Genomic DNA, 19,791 nt, shown 5'->3' with positions numbered 1-19,791 from the left:
AAAATGGAGTCATGGCACCACGCATCAAACGCCCCGGGCGCACCGCACAGCCCGCCCTCACCGCCGCATCGCCCTGCCCCTGCGGCCTGGCCGCGACGTACGGGGAGTGCTGCGGCCGCTTCCACAGCGGCGAGGAGACGGCGCCCACCGCCGAGCTGCTGATGCGCTCCCGCTACAGCGCCTTCGCCGCGCACGACGCGAAGTACCTACTGCGCACCTGGCACTCCTCGACCAGGCCCCGGCACCTGGAACTCGACCCGGGCATGCAGTGGTCCAGCCTGGAGATCACCGATGTCACCGACGGCAGCGCCTTCCACACCGAGGGCACGGTCACCTTCCGGGCCCGCTACCGCCACCACGGCAAACGCGGCGAGCTGCACGAGCGCAGCAACTTCACCCGGGAGAACGGCGCGTGGGTGTACGTGGACGGCACCTTCATCGAGTGAGCCGCCCTCGGCCGTCAGGCGCACCGGGGACGATCGAGGGCACTTTCCGTGCGGGCGCGTCAGTGGGCGCGGGAGGGCCTGACGGTGAGCCGCGGGTCGTACGCGGCCAGCACCTTGTTCGCCCGTGCCAGCGCGGACAGGGCCTGCTCGCGGTCGGCCCGGTCCTCGGCGCACAGCGGCCCGCGGAAGCGGTACACCTCGCGCGCGGCGCACTCGGCCTCGATCTCGGCGTGCAGGACGTGGGCCGGCATGCAGGAGCCGATCATTACGGCCACGCGGTCGGGGATCGGTACCGGGACGAGGTTGGAGGCGGTCACGTCATGTCCTTGTCTGCTTTTCCGTCGGGAGGCCGTCGGTCGGTCGGCCTCCCACCCCTCCATGACTACCGGAGCGGTCGTCCGGGTTCCGTGGCGGGGGTCTCTTTGTGCCGCAACGGTTGTCGGTGGTCCCGTTGCCTTCTGGATACGCGGGAGTAAGTTGACTCCCGCGTAAGTGCCGAGGTCCCGTCAACTCCCCGCCCGCGTCACGCGCGAACCGCGAACAGGAGCCGACCATGGGCGTACACAAGGATCTGAAGAGGGCGAAAAAGCGAAGCGATCTCGCCGGTCGCGTCCCGGTCGAACTGGTCAGGGAGGACGGCGTCGTACGAGAGGCCCGCACCGCACCTCTCGCCCGGCCGTCCGTCTCCGGCAGCACCGCCGACATACCTTACGCGAACGCCGCGGAAGCACCCGCATCGGTGGTCCTGCGGCGCAAGGACGACGACGGCAGATGGCGTCCCGTGACCGCCGCCGACTTCGCCCGCCAAGTCACCAGGACCGCCAGGGGATTGATCGCCGCCGGGCTCGAACCGGGCGGCCGGGTGGCCGTGATGTCCCGCACCCGCTACGAGTGGACCGTGATCGACTTCGCGATCTGGGCCGCCGGCGGCCAGAGCGTCCCCGTCTATGCCACGTCCTCCGCCGAACAGGTCGCCTGGATCCTCCAGGACAGCGGCGCGCGGTACGTGGTCACCGAGTCCGCCGAGCACGCCGGGACGGTGGCCGACGCGGCACGGTCGCTCGGCGTCGAACCCCGGGTGTGGATCATCGACGACGGCGCGATGGAGACAATCGCCACACTCGGGCGGGACGTCCCCGACGGGGAGATCACCAAGCGGCGGGCCGCCCTGACGCCCGACACCATCGCCACCCTCTGCTACACCTCCGGCACCACCGGGAAGCCCAAGGGCTGCGTCCTGACCCACGCGAACCTGCACGCCGAGGCCGCCAATACCGTGGAGCTGCTCCATCCCGTCTTCCGGGCGGTGACCGGGCAGACGGCCGCCACGCTCCTGTTCCTGCCGCTCGCCCACATCCTGGGCCGGACCATCCAGATCGCCTGTCTGATGGCCCGCATCGAACTCGGCCACTGCCCGGGCATCAAGCCCGACGAGCTCCGGCCGGAGCTACGGAGCTTCCGGCCCACGTTCCTCGTCGGCGTCCCCTACCTCTTCGAGAAGATCCACGACACCGGCCGGGCCACGGCCGAGAAGATCGGCCGCGGCGCGTCGTTCGACCGCGCGCACCGCATCGGAGTGCGGTTCGCCGAGGCGTATCTCGCTGCGTTCCTCGGCACCGGCAAGGGGCCGGGAGTCGGCCTCACCCTGGCCTGGGCGCTGTACGACGTGCTGGTCTACCGGCGCATCCGCAAGGAGCTCGGCGGCAGGCTGCGGTACGCGATCAGCGGCGGCTCCCCGCTCGACCGCGAGCTGAACCTCTTCTTCTGCGCGGCCGGGCTCGTGATCTACGAGGGATACGGCCTCACCGAGAGCACTGCCGCCGCGACGATCATCCCGCCGCTGACCCCGCGCCCGGGGACCGTCGGGCAGCCGGTGCCGGGCACGGCGATCCGGATCGCCGAGGACGGCGAGGTGCTGATCAAGGGCGGCATCGTCTTCGGCGCGTACTGGAACAACGCGGCGGCGACCGGTGAGGCCCTCGACGACGGCTGGTTCGCCACCGGAGACCTCGGATCGCTCGACGAGGACGGCTACCTGACGATCACCGGGCGCAAGAAGGACATCCTCGTCACCTCCGGCGGCAAGAACGTCTCGCCCGCCGTCCTGGAGGACCGGCTGCGCAGCCGCCCGCCGGTGGGCCAGTGCGTCGTGGTCGGCGACAACCGGCCCTACGTCGCGGCTCTGATCACCCTGGAGCCGGAGGCGATGGAGCACTGGCTCGCCGTACGCAAACGCCCGAAGGACACGCCGCTCGCGCGGCTGTGCGAGGACCCCGAGCTGATCGCGGACGTCCAGCGCGCCGTCGACCACGCCAACGCGGCGGTCTCCCGCGCCGAGTCGATCCGCCGCTTCCGCCTGGTGCCGGGCGACTTCACGGAGGAGAACGGCCTGCTGACCCCCTCCCTGAAGATCAAGCGCCACGCGGTGGTGAGGACGTACGCGGCGGAGATCGAGTCGCTCTACGTCTGACGGCACCAATGGGCGGGCGGGCCGCGCATCGCGCGACGGCCCCTGTTCACCGACCGGGGGCCGACAGCACCTCGTCCAGGTCGTACCGCACCGGCTCCTCCAGCTGCTCGTAGGTGCAGCCGGCGGGCTCCCGGTCGGGCCGCCACCGCCGGAACTGCGCCGTGTGGCGGAAACGGTCGCCCTCCATGTGGTCGTACGCCACCTCCACCACCCGCTCGGGCCGCAGCGCCACCCATGACAGGTCCTTCTTGCCCGACCAGCGGCTCGGCGCGCCCGGCAGCCGCGCGCTCTCGTGCGCCGCCTCCTCCGCCCAGCGCGCCCACGGATGCTCCGACACGTCCTGCATCCGCAGCGGCTCCAGCTCCTCGACCAGCTCCTCGCGCTTCTTCATGGAGAACGCGGCGCATACGCCGACGTGCTGGAGCGCCCCCGAGTCGTCGTACAGCCCGAGCAGGAGCGAACCGACTACCGGGCCGCTCTTGTGGAAGCGGTAGCCGGCTACCACCACGTCCGCGGTCCGCTCGTGCTTGATCTTGTACATCAGCCGCGTGTCCGGCCGGTACGGCAGGTCCAGCGGCTTGGCGACGATCCCGTCGAGCCCGGCGCCCTCGTACTGCTCGAACCACTCCTCGGCCAGCGCCACATCCGTCGTGGACGGCGCCAGGTGCACCGGCGGGCGAACCCCCGAGAGGGCCTCCTCCAGCTTCTCGCGGCGCGCCTTGAGCGGTGCGTCGAGCAGCGACTCGTCGCCGAGCGCGAGCACGTCGAAGGCGACGAAGCTCGCCGGGGTGCGCTCGGCGAGCATGCGGACTCGGGAGTCGGCCGGGTGGATGCGCTCGGTGAGACGGTCGAAGTCCAGGCGGCCCTCGTGCGCGATGACGATCTCGCCGTCGACGACGCAGCGCTCCGGCAGCAGCTCGAGGAACCGGGCGGCAAGCTCCGGGAAGTACCGCGTCAGCGGCTTGCCGGTGCGCGAGCCGATGACGACCTCGTCGCCGTCACGGTGGACGATCGCCCGGAAGCCGTCCCACTTCGCCTCGTACTGCATTCCGGGCGGGATCTTCGTCACGGACTTGGCCAGCATCGGCTTCACGGGCGGCATCACGGGCAGGTCCATGGCCCGATTCTCCGGCATGCGGCCCCACTCGGCACGGCCTACGCTGGCGGGCATGGCTGGAGCGGTGGAACTGGAGGTGGGGGAGCGCACCGTCCGGGTGTCCAATCCCGACAAGGTGTACTTCCCCGAGCGCGGCTGGACCAAGCTGGACATGGTCACCTACTACCTCGCCGTCGGCGAGGGCATCACCCGGGCCCTGCGCAGCCGCCCCACGACGCTGGAGCGCTACCCCGACGGAGTGACGGGCGAGTCGTTCTTCCAGAAGCGTGTCCCCAAGTACCTGCCCGACTGGATCCCCACCGCCCACATCACGTTCCCGTCCGGACGTTCCGCGGACGAGATGTGCCCGGACGAACCCGCCGCCGTCATCTGGGCCGCCAACCTGGGCGCCGTCACCTTCCACCCGTGGCCGGTACGCCGCGACGACACCGACCACCCCGACGAGCTGCGCATCGACCTCGATCCGCAGCCGGGCACCGACTACGACGACGCCGTACGCGCCGCCCACGAACTGCGCGCCGTCCTCGACGAGGCGGGCCTGCGCGGCTGGCCCAAGACGTCGGGCGGCCGCGGCGTCCACGTCTTCGTGCCGATCGAGCCCCGCTGGACCTTCACGCAGGTCCGGCGTGCCGCGATCGCCTGCGGCCGGCAGCTGGAGCGCCGCATGCCGGACCGCGTGACGATCAAGTGGTGGAAGGAGGAACGCGGCCGGCGCATCTTCGTCGACTACAACCAGACCGCCAGGGACCGCACCATCGCCTCCGCCTACTCGGTGCGTCCCCGCCCGAACGCCCCCGTCTCCGCCCCGCTGCGCTGGGAGGAGCTCGACGACGCGCGCCCCGAGGACTTCGACATCAAGACGATGCCCGGCCGCTTCGCCGAGGTCGGTGACGTCCACGCGGACATGGACGACCACCGGTTCAGCCTGGAGACCCTGCTGGAACTCGCCCGCAAGGACGAGGCCGACCACGGGCTCGGCGACCTGCCGTACCCGCCGGAGTACCCGAAGATGCCGGGGGAGCCGAAGCGCGTCCAGCCCAGCCGGGCGAAGAAGGCGGCCGACTGACCCGTCCCGCCGCACGGCGACGGCGGCCCCCTCCGGTGTCCCGGGGGAGGGCCGCCGCTCACTGCCCGGTGAGGGCTACAGCTCCTTGATCCTGATGTCGCGGTAGGAGATCACGTCCGTGGTGCCGTGGACCTGGAGCCCGACGTACCCGGAGGCGTAGCGCCGGCCGTCGGTGCCCGGGTCGTCGGAGCGCGGCGGCTCGAAGACCTGGCCCCCGGTGTTGTCGAACTCGTTGATCAGCTTGCCGTTGCGGAACACCGAGTAGTGCTGGCCCTCCACCCTGATCTCGTAGTCGTTCCAGGTGCCCTTGGGGGTGACCCCGGCGCCGCCGAGGCCCACACGGTCGAAGCCGTAGATCGAACCGGACTTGTACATGTCGCCGTCCGGCCGGTCCAGGATCTGCACCTCGTGGCCGTACTTGATGGCGACCCACTCCGGACGCGACTCCTCCGGGTTGTCGTGGACCCATGGGAAGCGGACGAAGACACCGCCGTTGGCGTTGCTGGAGCCCGGCGCGTCGTCCCGCCACTGGAGCTTCAGCGAGAAGTCGCCGTACTGCCGCTGCGGATACCACAGCATGCCCATGCCCGGCACCGTGGTGCTGCTGGTCATGGCGCCGTCGGCACCGAGCCCGAACCTGCCGCCGCCGACGTGCTGCCACTTCGAGAAGGTCTCCTCGGTGCCGTCGAAGAGCTGGCGGTAGCCGGTCGTCCGGCCGGGCTTGCCGATGCCCGACTCCTTGGCCGCCCGGTAGATCGTCCGGTGCTCGCGCGCGTCGATGACGCCGTCCGCCAGCAGCCGGTCGATCACCCCGTCCACGTGCTTGAGGAACAGCGCGTGCGAGGACCAGTCCTTCTCGTCCTCGATCAGCTCGTTGATCGTGCAGCGGCTGCCCGTCATCCGGTTGGGGATGCCGGTGTCCACCGTGCCGACGATCACCGTCAGCCGCTCGTCGTGCTCGGGACAGGTGGGCGCCGGCACGCCGCCGCCCTCGGCCACCGAGAACGCGACGCTCTTCGCCCCGGACGTGTTCCCCGCCTTGTCCGTCGCCCGGTACAGCACCGTGTGGTAGCCGACCCGGTCGACGATCACGGGAGCGGTGTACGCGAGGTAGGGGCCGCTGTCGAGCGAGTACTCGATCCGCTCCACACCCGACCCGGCGTCCGTCGCCGACAGAGCCACCTCGGCGCGGCCGATGTACGCGCCGTCGGAGTTCTTGTCGCCGCTGACGGTGGCCGAGGTCTCCGGTGCCGTGGTGTCGTCGTTCGGCGGGGCGACGACGGTGAAGCCGACCGCCTTCTCGGCGGCCGCGTTGCCCGCCTTGTCGGTGGCCCGGAAACGCACCGTGTGGGTGCCCGTCTCGTGGACCATCACCGGCGCCGTGTACGGCTGCCAGGCGCCGTCGGCACCGAGCGCGTACTCGATCGTGTTGACGCCCGAACCGGCGTCGGACGCGGTCACGGTGACCGTGGCCATGCCCACGTAACGGCCCTGTGCGTCCTTGTCGCCGCTGACGGTGGCCGAGGTGTCCGGTGCGGTGGTGTCGTCGTTCGGCGGGGCGACGACGGAGAAGTCGACCGCCTTCTCGGCGGCCGTGTTCCCGGCCTTGTCGGTCGCCCGGTAACGCACCTTGTGAGTGCCCACCTGGCCGACGACCACCGGGGCGGTGTACGGCTGCCACGGGCCGTCGGCACCGAGCGCGTACTCGATCCGCTCCACGCCCGAGCCCGCGTCGGTCGCGCCCACCGTCACGGTGGCCTGGCCGATGTACGCGCCGTCGGCGTTCCTGTCGCCGTCGACCTTCACCGTGGTCTCGGGGGCGGTGGTGTCCGCACCGCCGCCCTCGGTCACGGTCAGGATGCCCTGCATCAGGCTGTGGCCGGGGATCGTGCACTTGAAGAGGTAGCGGCCCGGCGTCAGCGTCACCTCGGCCGTGTGCCGGCCGCCCATGTCGTCGTTCGGGTTCGCCAGGATGTTCAGCGGTACGTCGTTGTTGTACTCGGGGTCGGACACGTCGAACGTCAGGGTGTGCGGCATGCCGGTCGTGTTGCCGGTGGCCGCGCTGTTCTCGAAGAGGATCGTCGTCGGTCCCGCCACCGCCGTGGTGGGGAAGGAGAGGTAGCGGTCGGTGGGGTCGCCGGCCGTCCAGGTCAGCACCTGGGCCGCCGCGGTCACCCGGTCGTCGTCGGTCCTGCCGTAGGCCACCGCCGACGTCAGGCCGAGCACCATGGCCACCGCGGCGAGCAGGGTCGTCCAGAGTCTCATCGATGAGCGCCGTGCTCTCACTGCGCCGCCTTCCTCGCCAGCTGGTCCGCGGCCGGGGTCGCCCCGCCGCCCTTGTAGGTCACGCGCCACAGCGCGGAGTTGGAGTCGGACGTGAAGAAGCCGCGCCCGTAGTCGAGCACGTACAGCGATCCGTCCGGGGCGAACTTCCAGTCCATCAGGTTGCGGATGCCGCCCGTTCCGACCGGGACGATCTTCTTCAGCGACTCGGCGTGCACCGGGAGCCCGCCCTGGCCCACGGTCCGCGGGTCGGTCAGTACCGCGTGCCGCGGCTGGTCGCCGTCGTAGAAGTCGCCGACGAACCACTTGCCGTCCCAGTACGACGGCCACTTGACCGTCGAGTCGCTCGCCGCGTCGTAGCGGTAGACCGGGCCGTTCATCGTCGCCTGGCCGCCGCCCCTGAGCCACGGAAGCAGCAGCTTCTGCTCCTCCTGCTGGTAGCTCGGGACGCCGTTCGCGTCGCGCGGGTAGTCCACGCCGCCGCCCTGCGGCGAGTACCAGATGGTGTTGGACGTGACGGGCGGCAGGTTCACGAGGCCGTCGTTGTTGGGCGACTCGTTCTTCGGGGCGTCGCAGTCGTACCAGCCGAGCGGCACGCTCGGGTCCGGCAGGTTCCGGTCGCGGTAGGGCTGCTTGTTGCCCATGCAGTACGGCCAGCCGTGGTTGCCCGCCTTGGTGATGGCGGCGAACGTGTCGTACTTGGCCGGACCCCATGTCGTGGACGGCGCGCCCGCGTCCGGGCCGACCCAGCCCGCGTAGAGGATGTCCGTCTTCTTGTCGACGAAGATCCGCGCCGGGTTGCGCACGCCCATCACGTAGATCTCGCCGCGCGTCTTGCCGCCGCCCTCGGCCGTCTCCTTGCCCGTGAACAGGTTGCCCTCGGGGAGGGTGTACGTACCGTCGTCCTCGGGGTGGATCCGCAGGATCTTGCCGTTGAGGTTGTTGGTGTTGCCGGCGGTGCGGCGCGCGTCGGCGAACGACACGCCCTTGTAGTTCGGCTCCGGGTTGTTGCCCGAGTAACCGCTGCTGAAGCCGGAGGAGTTGGTGTCACCGGTGGCGATGTAGAGGTTGCCCTTGGAGTCCCAGGACATGCCGCCGCCCGCATGGCAGCAGCTGTGGATCTGCACCGGCCAGCTGAGCAGCACCTTCTCGCTCGCCAGGTCCAGCTTGTTCGTCGCGAGGTCGAGCGTGAAGCGGGAGACGCGCCGCTCGCCCATGTGGGTGTCGCGGTTGATCCGCGAGTGGGGCGTGTAGTGCAGGTACACCCAGCCGTTGGTCATGAAGTCGGGGTCGAGCTCGATGCCGAGCAGCCCTTCCTCGTTCTTGACCAGTTCGTCGCCGCCGCCCTTGTTGCCGAAGACCGTCAGCGCGCCCGCCTTGGTGACCTTCCCGGTCGTGGGGTCGTAGACGTGGATCTCGCCGTTGCCCTTGCCGATGTCGGGGTTGTTCCAGTCCCGGACGACGGGCACGCTCGCGTCGGCGCCGCCGCGGCCGATGTAGAGCACCCGGCCGTCGGGGGCGACGACGAGACCGTGCGGTTCGCCGATCTGGTCGTTCTGGCCGGGCTGGTTGGGCTTGGTGACGCGCTCGGCCGTGTAGTTGGCGTTGATCGTGGCCTTGCAGTCGGCCTGCGAGAGCCGCGTCGTCCAGGCGAGCGCGCCGCGCAGGTGGTCGCGGAAGTCGGTCTCGGAGAAGCTGTCGGCCGTACCGCCCATGCCGGTGTAGAAGGACCGGCCGCCGTCGTAGTCACGGCACCAGGAGATCGGGTGGTCCCAGCCGTTGGGGTTCGCCGCCGGGGTGTACGAGCTCTCCTTGAGGCGGGCCACCGTGTGGACCGTTCCCGAAGGGTTCTGCGCCCAGTTGAACCACCGGTCGGGCCGCTTCCAGTTGAGCGGCAGGGACCGGGTGGCCGGATGCTGACGGTCGCCGACCTCGACGACCGCCCGCTGGGTGCTGCTCGCCGCCCCTGCCGGCCGGGCGCCGATCAGCCCGGTGAACCAGTCCGAGTACGGCTCGGTGCGCGCGGCGTCGTGGATGCCGACGAATCCACCGCCCGCCTCCAGGTACGACTCGAGTCCGGCCTCCTGCTCCGGGTCCAGCACATCCCCGCCGCCGGTCAGGAACACGACCGCGTTGAACCGGCCGAGCCGCCTGGCGTCGGTGAACATCGAGGCGTCGTCCGTCGCCACCGTCCGGAACCGGCCCGCCGTGGGGCCGGTCTGCCCGATCGTCTCGATCGCGGCGATGCCGGCGTTCACGGTCGGCGACTCCTGGGTCGCCGAGGCGTGGAAGACCAGCACCCTCACGTTCGCGCCCCCCGGCGGCGAGGGGAGGGACAACGTTGTCGGCGGTGGCTCCGGGTACGGGCTGGCCGAAGCGGCATTGCCGCCGAGGAGGGAAGCGGTCAGGGCTCCGACGCCAAGTGCCGCCGTCAACAGCCCTCTTCGGGATCTCGACCGGTGATGTGGTGCGCGCTGCATGGGTCACCCACCCCTCTGTGGTCACAACAACAGCCGTTGAAGCTAGACCTCTTTTCGTGGTTCGCCAATAGGTATGACCGCCAAAGACCGAACTTTGTCCTGACTGTGGATAAACAGAGGTGCTCCCGCTACCGTATGGCCGTCCCCGGGGGCGCCGGCCGCGCCCCGTCAATCTCCGCCTACGACTGGAGAGTTCGGCATGGACAGACGCAGCTTCAACCGGCGCATGCTCGCGGGCGGGGCGGCCGCGGCCGCAGGCATGACATCGTTGTCCCTCGCCCCGGCCTCCCAGGCGAGCCCCGCCGCGTCGGCGTCACCGAAGACTGCCCCGGCAGGCGGCCTGGTACGCCATCTCAAGCTGTACGCCGAGAAACTGGCGGACGGTCGGATGGGATACGGCCTGGAGAAGGGCAAGGCGACCGTCCCCGGTCCGCTGATCGAACTGAACGAGGGCGACACGCTCCACATCGAGTTCGAGAACCTGATGGACGTCCCCGTCAGCCTGCACCCGCACGGTGTCGACTACGACATCAACAACGACGGCACGAGGATGAGCCGGAGCCACGTCGAACCGGGTGCCACCCGCACCTACACCTGGCGCACCCACGCCCCTGGCCGGCGCGCCGACGGCACCTGGCGGCCGGGCAGCGCGGGCTACTGGCACTACCACGACCACGTCGTGGGCACCGACCACGGCACGGGCGGCATCCGCAAGGGCCTCTACGGGCCGCTGGTGGTGCGCAGGAAGGGCGACCTCCTGCCGGACAAGCAGTTCACGATCGTCTTCAACGACATGACGATCAACAACCGGCCTGCGTCCGACCCGCCCGACTTCCTTGCCACGCTGGGCGACCGCGTCGAGATCATCATGATCACGCACGGCGAGTACTACCACACGTTCCACCTGCACGGTCACCGCTGGGCGGACAACAGGACGGGCCTGCTGTCGGGCCCCGACGACGTCAGCCCGGTAATCGACAACAAGATCACGGGCCCTGCGGACTCGTTCGGCTTCCAGGTGATCGCGGGCGAAGGCGTCGGCGCGGGTGTGTGGATGTACCACTGCCACGTCCAGAGCCACTCGGACATGGGCATGGCGGGACTGTTCCTCGTCGCGAAGGCGGACGGCACGATCCCGGGCCACGAGCCGCACCACCCGGCGTCCGAGGGAGGGCATGCCCACTAGGGTCGTGCGTCAGGAGGCGCGGGCGGCCAGCCACTTGGTGAGGTCGCCCGCGATGTGGTCCGTGCTGGTCGCGACGACGACGTCGTGTTGGTGGCGGGTGCTGTCGCGGCGGACGATCTCGTATCCGCCGTTCGCCAGGACGGCGACAGAAGCGAACCAGGTGGGGTCGTCCTGGTCGGGTTGGATGACGACAAAGGTGTTGTCCGTGTCGTTGAGGTCGTCGATCAGCAGGAACAGGGCGTCCTCGGACGGGTCGTCGACGTGGTCGCCGTTCTCGCTGTCAGCGCGGTAGTGCCTGGCGGCCACTGGACTCTCCCCACGCGTGTGCTGCTGATTCCGGTGGCCCAGCATGGCACGGCGGGACGAGGGCGGGCGGCTCACGGCCACTGGTGTCTCACGGCGATCTGGCCGGCGGCCGTGAAACGGAGGGCGAGCGTGTCACACGGGGTCGCGACCGGCCCGGTCCGTAGCTCCAAATGAGGAGGGCCAACCCGCATGTGCGGGCGGCCGCCACCTCGCTCCACCCGTACGTCGGGCAATCCGGCAGGGAAACCGTCGTGTCCCTGTCCCGTCACGCGTGGTCGTCGCCCTCCAGGCGGTAGCCCTGTCCCCGGACGGTGGTGATCCTGGAGGCGCCCAGCTTGCGGCGGAGGTAACGGACGTACACGTCGACGATGTTGGAGCCCTCCGACGCCTCGTACCCCCAAACGTCGGAGAGCAGGTCCTCGCGGCTGAGCACGCTGCCGACGTTGCGCATGAGGTGTTCGAGCAGGGCGGTCTCTCGGGCGCTGAGCTGGATGATCCGGCCGTCGACATATGCCTGGCGGGTGCGGGTCTCCAGAGCGATTCCGGCACCTCGCAGGACGGAGCTGTCGGTTGCGCGCAGGCGTAGCCGCAGGCGGACCCGGGCGAGGAGTTCCTCGAAGCTGAAGGGCTTGGTCATGTAGTCGTCGGCGCCGCCCTCGAGACCCGTCACCGTGTCGGCGACGGTGTCCCGGGCCGTGAGGATGATGATCGGCAGGGCGCTGGACGCGGCGCGGAGGCGGGACACGACGGTGAATCCGTTCTCGCCGGGCAGGCCGATGTCCAGGACCATCAAGTCGTATCTGCCCGACATGGCCGCGCGCCGGGCCGTCTCCCCGTCGGTGACGACGGTGGTGCGAAAGCCCTGGGCGGTGAAGCGTTCCGAGAGGTAGGAGGCTATGTGGGCCTCGTCCTCGGCGATGAGGAGGTGGCGGCGGGGCTGTCTGGTGCGGCTCATGGTCTGTGGGGGCCGCCGTGCAGGGCGTGCGTGACATAGGGGATGCGCAGGGTGAAGGTCGCCCCCCGGCCGGGAGAGCTGTCCAGCCGGATCTCGCCGTGGTGCGCCTCGGCTATGGCCTTGACGATGGCGAGTCCGAGGCCCGCTCCGGTTCTGCCGCGGCTCTCCTCGGCGCGGACGAATCGCTCGAAGATGCGTTGCTGGTCGGCGAGCCGGATGCCGGGGCCGGTGTCCTTGACCCATAGTTCGACCCTGTCCGCTCCGGCCCGTCCGCCGATCCAGATCCGGCCGTGTTCCTCGGTGTGCTGAGCGGCGTTCTGGGCGAGTTGGATCATGGCCTGGGTGAGGAGCTGGCGGTCGGCGTGGAGGGTGTCGCGGTGCGGGTTGTCCGTGAAGTCGAGGAGCCAGCGGCGTTCGGCCAGAGCGGCGGCCTTGACGTACACCTCCTCGATCAGTTCGGCAAGGCTGAGGTCCTCGGGGCGCAGGGCGTCCGGGCGGCGTGCCTTGGCCAGCACCAGGAGTTCCTCCGCCATGCGGTGCATGCGGTGCAGTTCGTCGGTGATGACCGCGACCGTCGGGGCGCGGTCACCCGGAGCGTCGGGGAGCGTCTCCAGCTGGCTGAGCACGATGGTGATGGGGGTGCGCAGTTCGTGACCCACGTCATCCATGAACTGCCGCTTGGTGGCGAAGGCGTCGTCCAGACGGTCGAGCATGTCGTTGAAGGTGCCCGCCAACTGGTTGATCTCGTCCCGGTCCTGGACGGGGATGCGGCGGGTGATGTCCGACTCGTGGATGGAGCGGGCGGTGTCCCGCAGCAGCCGCAGCGGCGCGACGATACGGCTCGCGAAGATCCAGCCGACGCACGCGGAGAGCAGCATGGTGCCGAGGCCGAGATAGATCTGGATGCGGATCGAGTCGTTGATGTGGTCGCGCTCCTGCTGGGTGAAGGTGGCGATGACGAGCACGCCCCGCGCGGAGTCGCCCGCCACCGCGACGGGCACGGCCACGAACCGAACGGAGCCCGCCGGGGTCCTCGCGTCGCCGTAGGAGGGCGAGCGGACCGCGGCGGCCCGGGTCATCAGCGCGCGGTCGGTGTCCAGGCGGGCCGGCGGCTCTTCGGCGGAGCGGCGATACGGCTCTCCGTCGACCAGGGTGACCAGAGTCTGGCCGTGCTCCGGTATGTAACCCTCCAGATAGGAGACGAAGAGCGCACTGACTCCGCCGGGGGCCCGCCCCGCACTGCCTGCGGTCGCGGCCTCGGTCGCGAAGGAGCGGAACGCCTCGATGTCGTGGGCGAGTTCGCGGTCGACGCGTTCGTTCAGGCGAGCCGTGAGGATGAACGACTCCGCGCCGGTGAGGCTCGCCAGGGTGAGTCCGACGAGCACCAGCATCCGCCCGAGCAGGCGTACGCGGATCGACCGGAGCGAGTAGCGCCCCGGCACGCCGACGGCCTGCCTCGGCGGCGCGGGCCCGGTCATCCGCCCCGCCGTCGTCGTCTCGGCCGTCCCCACCGGCGTCATCGTCGTCTCGGCCGTCCCCACCGGCGTCATCGTCGTCTCGGCCGTCCCCACCGGCGTCATCGTCGTCTCGGCCGTCCCCACCGGCGTCATCGTCGTCTCAGCCGTCCCCACCGTCGTCATCGTCGTCTTCGTCGTCGGACACGGGGGCGCTCGGTGTTGCGGACCCGGCCGTCGCGTCGGGCGTCGACGCGGAAGTCGGGTCGGCGTCGGTCTCCGTACCAGCGGGGGACTTGGGTGCCACCGGCTGCGCGGTGTCCGTCCGGTCGGTGTCCGCCCTGTCGTGCCGGGTGCCGCTGGCAGTGGCGTCTTCGGCGTCGTCTGCGTCCCCCACACGGGCCGAGGGGTGTTCCGTCGCGCTGGGGGACGGTGGGCGGGTCGGGGTCCGCTCCCTCGCCCGGGAGTTCGAGGACGGCGCGGAACTGATCGTGGGGCCGGGATCGGTGCGGCCGACGACGACGGGCTCGCCGAGATCGGGAGGCGGTGCCTGCTGGGCACTGGCGACGGGGATTGCGACGAGCAGAATCGCGCCGGCCGCGAGGGTGGCGAGACGCTGGCTGCGGGTCACGCGGGTACGACCTCCTCGGTGTTCTGGGGCGGGGGTGCGCCATCGGACCCGGCTTGAAGAAGTATCAGCGGGGTCCGGCGGCGGCTTGCAGGGCGCATGACCTGCTCTTGAACTTTGTGTGTGGGCGATGCGCCGATGTGTGTGCGGGGGCGGCACCCGTGGGCCGCCCCCGCGTCCCGTTCAGGCGGCCATGATGAGCTTGGCCGACGCGGTGTCAGCCGCTCCGTGCCGCTCCGCCCAGTTCTCCAGGGCCGTACGGCAGGCGTGGTCGAGATGGTGCACCTGGGACAGGTTGAGCTCGACGGTGCGGTCCTGCGGGATGGCCTCCAGGGCGTCGAGGATTTTCGGCAGCCGCAGGAAGGTCGCGTTGCCGCTCAGGTGGGCCTGCACCGGGCCCGCCCCCTTGTCGACGATCTCCAGCTTGACGTGGGACGCCTCCCAGGCCGTCTTGATCACGGCGAGCGCGAGGCCGATCAGAACGCCCTCGAACATGCTGATCGCGACGATGGACACCGCGGTGACGATGAGGATCACGGCCTCACCGCGGTGCCCGCGCCACAGGGCGACGAGACCCTTCACGGGGATCAGCTTGAAGCCGGAATACACCAGGACCGCCGCGAGCGCCGGAATCGGGATGACGCCCAGCGCGGCCGGGAACAGCGCCGCGAACAGCAGCAGCCAGGCGCCGTGCATGACCCGGGAGGCCTTCGTCCGGGCTCCCGCCTGGACGTTGGCCGCGCTGCGCACGATCACCGCGGTCATCGGCAGGGCGCCGAGCACGCCGCAGACCGTGTTGCCCACGCCCTGGGCCATCAGCTCCTTGTCGTAGTCGGTACGCGGGCCGTCGTGCAGTCGGTCCACGGCGGCCGCGCTGAACAGGCTCTCCGCCGAAGCGATCAGCGTGAAGGCCAGGATCGTGGTCACCAACCCGATGTCCGCCAGCCCCGCGAACGCGGAGGGTGCGGGCGGCTGGATCACCGAGAACAGGCCTTCCACGGTCACCTTGGTGACCGGGAGCGCGAAGGCCGGCGAGGCGACGGTGGCAAGCGCGACGGCCGCGAGCGGGCCGGGCACGAGGCGCACCTTCTTCGGCAGCTTGGGCCACAGCACCAGGACGGCGATGGTGCCGACGCCCAGCAGCAGCGAGACCACTGCCGAGGAGGAGTGCAGGGAGTCGACGAGCATCTCCGGAAGCCCGGCGATCTTGTCGATGCCGGACGACGGAGCCTTGCTGTGCGTCATCGCGTACAGCTGGCCGGCGATGAGTACCAAGCCGATTCCGGCGAGCATGCCCTCGACCACGGCGACGGAGATGGCCCGGAACCAGCGCCCCCAGCGCAGCGCGCCCATGCCGAGCTGCAGCAGACCCGTGGACAGCACGATCACGCCGAGCGCGCCGAGCCCGTGCTCGTGCACGGCCTCGAAGCACAGCACGGTCAGACCGGCGGCCGGGCCCGACACCTGGAGGCTGCTGCCCGGCAGCATGCCCGTGACGAGACCGCCGACGATGCCGGTGACGATGCCGAGTTCGGCCGGCACCCCGGAGGCGACCGCCACGCCGACGCACAGCGGAAGGGCGACCAGGAACACGACGACAGAGGAGGCGAAGTCCTGCTTCAGATATCTGGTGTTCATCGGTCACTCACAGCTTCTCGAAGGAGTCGGATTCGGCCCGGTACGCCAGCACGCCGCCGGTGTGGACCTCGTAGAACCAGGCGTGGACCCGCAGCCGCTCGTCCCGGAGGCGGCTCTCCACGCACGGGTACGACTGCAGCCGGAGCACCTGTGCCAGGACGTGGTGCTGGACCGCCTCGGCGACCTGCGGGTCGTCCTGCGCGCCGGCCGGCTGCCGGGCGGCGTGGCCGAGCCAGTCGCGCACCGCGGGTGCGGCCGACAGGTCGTCACCGCGTACCAGCGCGCCGACCGCGCCGCAGTGGGAGTGCCCGCAGACCACGATGTCGGAGACACCGAGCACCTCGACGGCGTACTCGATCGTCGCGGCCTCGGAGGTGGGGCCGGCGTCGTACGCCGGGACGATGTTTCCCGCCGTACGCAGCTCGAAGAGCTCACCGGGGCGGGCACCGGTGATGAGCGAGGGGATGACCCGGGAGTCGGAGCAGGTGACGAAGAGGGCGTACGGCGACTGCCCCGCGGCGAGCCTGCCCAGTTCGGCGCCCTGGGAGTGGGCGAAGGTGCGTGCGTGTGCGATGAGGGTTTTCATGTCAGCTTCCTCGTGAGGAGAGGCATCACTGGCAAGGGGCGGGCAGTGGCTCGTCGTTGAGCCACTGCCGTCGAACCGGTGGAACCGTGGGGGACGGAATCTGAGGGGAGGGGAACCGGCAGAACTAGTCGTCGCCGTCGTCGCCCGACCACGGGCCGGTGATGGCGAGCAGGATGCCGGGGTCCTGGATGTTGGCGAACAGCGTCTTGCCGTCCGCGGAGAAGGTGACGCCGGCGAACTCGCTGCACTCCGGGGCCTCCGCGGTACCGACGTTCAGCTCGTTGCGGGCGATGGGGTAGGTCCGGCCGTCGGCGGTGGCACCGAAGAGGTGGGAGACGCCGTCGCCGTCCTCGGCGATGACCAGGCCGCCGAACGGGGAGACGGTGATGTTGTCCGGGCCGTCGTAGGCGCCGTCCTGCGAGGGGTCGGTGTTGACGGCCAGCAGGACCTTGAGGGTGATGGTGCCGCCGCGCGGGTCGTAGAACCACACCTGGCCGTCGTGCGGGGTGCCCGGGCTCTCGGTGCGGGCGTAGCTGGAGACGAAGTACGCGCCGCCGTCGCCCCACCACATGCCCTCGAGCTTGCGGGAGCGGGTGATCTCACCGGCCAGGAACTGCTTGCGCACGGACGTGGTCACGGCGTCCCGGTCGGGCACCTTCACCCAGTTCACGCGGTAGACCGTGCCGACCTGCGTGGCGCGGGACAGGTCGTCGACGTACAGGCCGGCGGAGTCGAAGCACTTCATCGCATCCAGCACGCCCGCGTTGTCGGCCAGAGCGCGCAGCTTGCCGGGGCCGTGCGTGAAACCGACCGGCGGGGTCCAGCGGTAGAGCAGGCCGTTGGGCTTGGAGGCGTCCTCGGTGAGGTAGAGGTGGCCGCGGTAGGAGTCGACCACGACCGCCTCGTGGGCGTAGCGGCCGAGGGCCTTGATCGGCTTGGGGTTCAGGTTGGCCGCGCTGCCGTGCTCCGGGTCGACCTCGAAGACGTACCCGTGGTCCTTGGTCATGCCGTTGACGCCGGCCTTGTCCTCGGTCTCCTCGCAGGTGAGCCAGGTGTCCCACGGGGTGACGCCACCCGCGCAGTTGGTGGAGGTGCCGGCGATGCCGACCCACTCGCGCACGGAGTCGTCGGCCACCTCGACGACCGTGCAGCCGCCGGCCGCCGCCGGGTCGTAGACCAGGCCGTCCAGATGCGGCACCGGGTCGTCGGCCGCGCTCAGCGGGTCGTCGATGTCGTGGTTGTTCACCAGCAGGGTCACGGCGTCGTCGTCATCGCCGCCGGCCGAGAACGCGCCCGTGCCGTCGTGGTTGCTCGGCGTGGTCTGGCCGGACTCCAGCGTGGTGACGCCGGTCCGGGGCAGGATCCGGTAGGAGAAGCCCTCGGGCAGGGCGAGGATGCCCTTGGGGTCCGCGACCAGCGGGCCGTAGCCGACAGCACCGCCGGTCGCGGCCGTGTCGGCCATGGCGCCGGGGGCCGCGAGCAGCGCCTCCATGCTGCCGACGAGCATGATCCCGGCGCCGGCCAGCGCCGATCGGCTCGGCATTTGCCTGCGGTTCAGTGGCATCTCGTCTCCCGGGCGGAGTGGTGAGCGGAATGTCGGCCAGGCCTTGGAGGCCGACGCTCCGCCATGTTCACCAGCCGGGAAGAACCTCAGCGGAAGTCAAGAAGAAGTCATGAAGGTGCTGTTCTCATGTTTCTCATCTGCGCGACAGGCGCCCGCCTCCGCGCCGACCAGGGGTACGAAGGCGGCGTCATGGTCTGCGTCGGACCCGGTGCATGATGGCGGTGATCAGCACGATCAGCGGCCCCGCGTATCACTCGGGCCGGGAGAAAGGACCATCTGTCATGCGATTCCCTGCCCGCAGCACACTGTCCCTGGGCACGCTCGCCTGCGGCGGCCTGACGGTCTGGGCGGCGGCGACGCAGTACAAGGCGAAGCAGTGCCTGGACGGGGCACTGCACCCCGCTGCGAGCAGTGCGTCGATTACCGATCAGGGCTGCGAGATGACCACGACATCCGGTTCGACGGTCCTCGTGGCAATCTCCGGCCCACCGTTCGAAGCCGGCGTAACGAGCGCATTCGGCTTCGTCGTCCTCGGGATAGCGGCCTTGGTCGCGTTTCTGCGCCCTGCGCGCCGTTCGTCGCAGTGAACCGGCATGCGACCGTCACAGCCACGCGTCATGGCCGCGACGAGCCTGACGGCCCGGTGATCAGGCCGTGTGCCCGTGGAGGGAGAGCACAGCACTGAATGCGGCGGCGCCGTCGAGAAGGGCTTTGGACCGAGCAGCGATGCCGGCGTCCCTGGCAGCCAGTGCCGAGGCGACATCCTCCGATCGGCGGGTGCGCCGCAACTCAAGGCATGAGGGCCCGAAGGGGCGTGATGCGGTATCCGTGCGCCGCGTCGAGAAGGGCAAGCGCCTGCGAGGCAGGAAACCGGGGGAAGGCCCGAATGATCTTCTTGGCCTCAACCGGCCCCGTACCCGCGGCGAGAGCTCGGTAGGCCAGTGCGGACTGCAGATGTACCTCTCCGTAGATCCGGTACCCCGTGGCCGTGCGCGTCGCAGGCGGAAGCACAACGTCGCGCTCAAGATTGCGGACTTGCTGAATGAAGTACCCGGCGCGCCGCGCGACATCAGCGGTGCGAATATTCTTCTACTACGCACCCGACGGCGCCACCCCGACGACGGCCCAGCCGTTCGCGACTGTCGCGACCAAGAACTGTCCGGGCGACGAGGCATCGCGGCTGGACCGGCCGGACACCTTCCGCGTGAACGTCGCCGCCGGCAAGGAAGCGTTCGTCCAGTGGACCGGTCACGCGCCACGCGAGCCGGCCTCCGCCGATGTCGACCCCAGCGCCACCGACACCGTGATCGCGCACCCCGTCTACGGCACCGCCGGCTGGCTGGCAGTGGTGAACCCGGGCGAGCGCACCGAAGCGGTAACCCGTGAGCTGCTGCGTGCGGCCCATCACCTCGCACGCTCACGCCATGAGCGACGCGCTCGGGGTGCCTGAGTGGTGGGCCCCCCGGTGCCGTCGTAGCGTCGATAAAGGAGCAGCCGTTCGAAGGGGGTCGGGAGCACGCTGGGCGGTAGAGGGAGTCAGGTGACTCGGGGAGAGACGGCTGGGATCAGACATGCAGAGACGAAAGCTGAGGACCGCGGCCGTGATCTTTGC

The 19,791-nt window shown here is 70.3% G+C and carries 18 protein-coding genes; 6 read left to right on the top strand and 12 right to left on the bottom strand.

Translation table 11 applies throughout. The annotated features are described in order from the left end of the window. Positions 1 to 11 precede the first annotated feature (11 nt). Positions 12 to 446 carry a YchJ family protein gene (locus ACLB9X_RS27395; RefSeq protein ID WP_410363086.1) on the top strand — a complete coding sequence of 145 codons (435 nt, stop codon included), beginning with the start codon at positions 12 to 14 and terminating at the stop codon, positions 444 to 446. 59 nt (positions 447 to 505) lie between these two features. Here the strand turns inward: ACLB9X_RS27395 and ACLB9X_RS27390 are convergent, their stop codons facing one another. Further along, a complete protein-coding gene (locus ACLB9X_RS27390) occupies positions 506 to 763 on the bottom strand; it encodes a hypothetical protein (protein WP_410363085.1) in 258 nt (85 codons plus the stop codon). Positions 764 to 999: 236 nt separating this feature from the next. Between ACLB9X_RS27390 and ACLB9X_RS27385 the strand changes: the two genes are divergently transcribed. After that, positions 1,000 to 2,916 carry an AMP-dependent synthetase/ligase gene (locus ACLB9X_RS27385; RefSeq protein WP_410363084.1) on the top strand — a complete coding sequence of 639 codons (1,917 nt, stop codon included), beginning with the start codon at positions 1,000 to 1,002 and terminating at the stop codon, positions 2,914 to 2,916. 46 nt (positions 2,917 to 2,962) lie between these two features. Here ACLB9X_RS27385 and ACLB9X_RS27380 read toward each other — a convergent pair whose 3' ends face one another. Next, a complete protein-coding gene (locus tag ACLB9X_RS27380; protein WP_410363083.1) occupies positions 2,963 to 4,033 on the bottom strand; it encodes an ATP-dependent DNA ligase in 1,071 nt (356 codons plus the stop codon). 52 nt (positions 4,034 to 4,085) lie between these two features. On the opposite strand from ACLB9X_RS27380, the gene ligD reads away from it, so the two are divergent. Then, positions 4,086 to 5,099, top strand: coding sequence for a non-homologous end-joining DNA ligase (ligD, locus tag ACLB9X_RS27375; protein WP_410363082.1), 1,014 nt, complete (start codon positions 4,086 to 4,088; stop codon positions 5,097 to 5,099). Positions 5,100 to 5,174: 75 nt separating this feature from the next. Here the strand turns inward: ligD and ACLB9X_RS27370 are convergent, their stop codons facing one another. Next, a complete protein-coding gene (locus tag ACLB9X_RS27370; protein ID WP_410363081.1) occupies positions 5,175 to 7,364 on the bottom strand; it encodes an OmpL47-type beta-barrel domain-containing protein in 2,190 nt (729 codons plus the stop codon). A 17-nt stretch (positions 7,365 to 7,381) separates the two neighbouring features. Beyond that, positions 7,382 to 9,862, bottom strand: a complete 2,481-nt coding sequence (locus tag ACLB9X_RS27365) for a ThuA domain-containing protein (protein ID WP_410363080.1) — start codon at positions 9,860 to 9,862, stop codon at positions 7,382 to 7,384. Between the two features lie 199 nt (positions 9,863 to 10,061). On the opposite strand from ACLB9X_RS27365, the gene ACLB9X_RS27360 reads away from it, so the two are divergent. Then, positions 10,062 to 11,048: a multicopper oxidase domain-containing protein gene (locus tag ACLB9X_RS27360; protein ID WP_410363079.1), complete on the top strand. Its 987-nt coding sequence runs from the start codon at positions 10,062 to 10,064 to the stop codon at positions 11,046 to 11,048. 9 nt (positions 11,049 to 11,057) lie between these two features. Here ACLB9X_RS27360 and ACLB9X_RS27355 read toward each other — a convergent pair whose 3' ends face one another. The 7 genes from ACLB9X_RS27355 to ACLB9X_RS27325 form a co-directional block, all read right to left on the bottom strand. Then, positions 11,058 to 11,399 (bottom strand): hypothetical protein, encoded by a 342-nt coding sequence (locus ACLB9X_RS27355; protein ID WP_410363143.1) that lies wholly within the window; start codon positions 11,397 to 11,399, stop codon positions 11,058 to 11,060. A gap of 220 nt (positions 11,400 to 11,619) precedes the next feature. Further along, a complete protein-coding gene (locus tag ACLB9X_RS27350; protein WP_410363078.1) occupies positions 11,620 to 12,309 on the bottom strand; it encodes a response regulator transcription factor in 690 nt (229 codons plus the stop codon). After that, positions 12,306 to 13,940: a sensor histidine kinase gene (locus ACLB9X_RS27345; RefSeq protein ID WP_410363077.1), complete on the bottom strand. Its 1,635-nt coding sequence runs from the start codon at positions 13,938 to 13,940 to the stop codon at positions 12,306 to 12,308. The genes ACLB9X_RS27350 and ACLB9X_RS27345 overlap by 4 nt, the downstream gene beginning before the upstream one ends. Next, complete coding sequence (locus ACLB9X_RS27340; protein WP_410363076.1) at positions 13,927 to 14,394, bottom strand: hypothetical protein; 468 nt, start codon at positions 14,392 to 14,394, stop codon at positions 13,927 to 13,929. The genes ACLB9X_RS27345 and ACLB9X_RS27340 overlap by 14 nt, the downstream gene beginning before the upstream one ends. A 180-nt stretch (positions 14,395 to 14,574) precedes the next feature. Continuing rightward, on the bottom strand, positions 14,575 to 16,029 hold the full coding sequence (locus ACLB9X_RS27335; protein WP_410363075.1) for a SulP family inorganic anion transporter: 1,455 nt from the start codon (positions 16,027 to 16,029) through the stop codon (positions 14,575 to 14,577). Between the two features lie 7 nt (positions 16,030 to 16,036). After that, positions 16,037 to 16,615: a carbonic anhydrase gene (locus tag ACLB9X_RS27330; RefSeq protein WP_410363074.1), complete on the bottom strand. Its 579-nt coding sequence runs from the start codon at positions 16,613 to 16,615 to the stop codon at positions 16,037 to 16,039. Between the two features lie 124 nt (positions 16,616 to 16,739). Beyond that, entirely contained in the window at positions 16,740 to 18,179 is a 1,440-nt protein-coding gene (locus ACLB9X_RS27325) for an alkaline phosphatase PhoX (RefSeq protein WP_410363073.1), read from the bottom strand. Positions 18,180 to 18,460: 281 nt separating this feature from the next. Here ACLB9X_RS27325 and ACLB9X_RS27320 point away from each other — a divergent pair, with 281 nt between their 5' ends. Next, on the top strand, positions 18,461 to 18,766 hold the full coding sequence (locus tag ACLB9X_RS27320) for a hypothetical protein (protein WP_410363072.1): 306 nt from the start codon (positions 18,461 to 18,463) through the stop codon (positions 18,764 to 18,766). Between the two features lie 202 nt (positions 18,767 to 18,968). Here ACLB9X_RS27320 and ACLB9X_RS27315 read toward each other — a convergent pair whose 3' ends face one another. Next, entirely contained in the window at positions 18,969 to 19,223 is a 255-nt protein-coding gene (locus tag ACLB9X_RS27315) for a hypothetical protein (RefSeq protein ID WP_410363142.1), read from the bottom strand. Here ACLB9X_RS27315 and ACLB9X_RS27310 point away from each other — a divergent pair. Then, positions 19,222 to 19,629, top strand: a complete 408-nt coding sequence (locus ACLB9X_RS27310) for a DUF6194 family protein (protein ID WP_410363071.1) — start codon at positions 19,222 to 19,224, stop codon at positions 19,627 to 19,629. The genes ACLB9X_RS27315 and ACLB9X_RS27310 overlap by 2 nt on opposite strands. Positions 19,630 to 19,791: the final 162 nt, after the last annotated feature.

Origin of the sequence: Streptomyces sp. 5K101 (genome assembly GCF_046506645.1) — a bacterium.
Classification (GTDB): domain Bacteria; phylum Actinomycetota; class Actinomycetes; order Streptomycetales; family Streptomycetaceae; genus Streptomyces.
This window is presented reverse-complemented; position numbering and strand designations above follow the sequence as displayed.

Bases quoted from the DNA above. Each gene is read 5' to 3' on its own strand.
- ACLB9X_RS27365 (WP_410363080.1), bottom strand. From the start codon at position 9,862: ATGCAGCGCGCACCACATCACCGGTCGAGATCCCGAAGAGGGCTGTTG.
- ACLB9X_RS27380 (WP_410363083.1), bottom strand. From the start codon at position 4,033: ATGGACCTGCCCGTGATGCCGCCCGTGAAGCCGATGCTGGCCAAGTCC.
- ACLB9X_RS27360 (WP_410363079.1), top strand. From the start codon at position 10,062: ATGGACAGACGCAGCTTCAACCGGCGCATGCTCGCGGGCGGGGCGGCC.
- ACLB9X_RS27370 (WP_410363081.1), bottom strand. From the start codon at position 7,364: ATGAGACTCTGGACGACCCTGCTCGCCGCGGTGGCCATGGTGCTCGGC.
- ACLB9X_RS27350 (WP_410363078.1), bottom strand. From the start codon at position 12,309: ATGAGCCGCACCAGACAGCCCCGCCGCCACCTCCTCATCGCCGAGGAC.
- ligD (WP_410363082.1), top strand. From the start codon at position 4,086: ATGGCTGGAGCGGTGGAACTGGAGGTGGGGGAGCGCACCGTCCGGGTG.
- ACLB9X_RS27320 (WP_410363072.1), top strand. From the start codon at position 18,461: ATGCGATTCCCTGCCCGCAGCACACTGTCCCTGGGCACGCTCGCCTGC.
- ACLB9X_RS27330 (WP_410363074.1), bottom strand. From the start codon at position 16,615: ATGAAAACCCTCATCGCACACGCACGCACCTTCGCCCACTCCCAGGGC.
- ACLB9X_RS27395 (WP_410363086.1), top strand. From the start codon at position 12: ATGGCACCACGCATCAAACGCCCCGGGCGCACCGCACAGCCCGCCCTC.
- ACLB9X_RS27335 (WP_410363075.1), bottom strand. From the start codon at position 16,029: ATGAACACCAGATATCTGAAGCAGGACTTCGCCTCCTCTGTCGTCGTG.
- ACLB9X_RS27355 (WP_410363143.1), bottom strand. From the start codon at position 11,399: ATGCTGGGCCACCGGAATCAGCAGCACACGCGTGGGGAGAGTCCAGTG.
- ACLB9X_RS27325 (WP_410363073.1), bottom strand. From the start codon at position 18,179: ATGCCACTGAACCGCAGGCAAATGCCGAGCCGATCGGCGCTGGCCGGC.
- ACLB9X_RS27310 (WP_410363071.1), top strand. From the start codon at position 19,222: ATGAAGTACCCGGCGCGCCGCGCGACATCAGCGGTGCGAATATTCTTC.
- ACLB9X_RS27385 (WP_410363084.1), top strand. From the start codon at position 1,000: ATGGGCGTACACAAGGATCTGAAGAGGGCGAAAAAGCGAAGCGATCTC.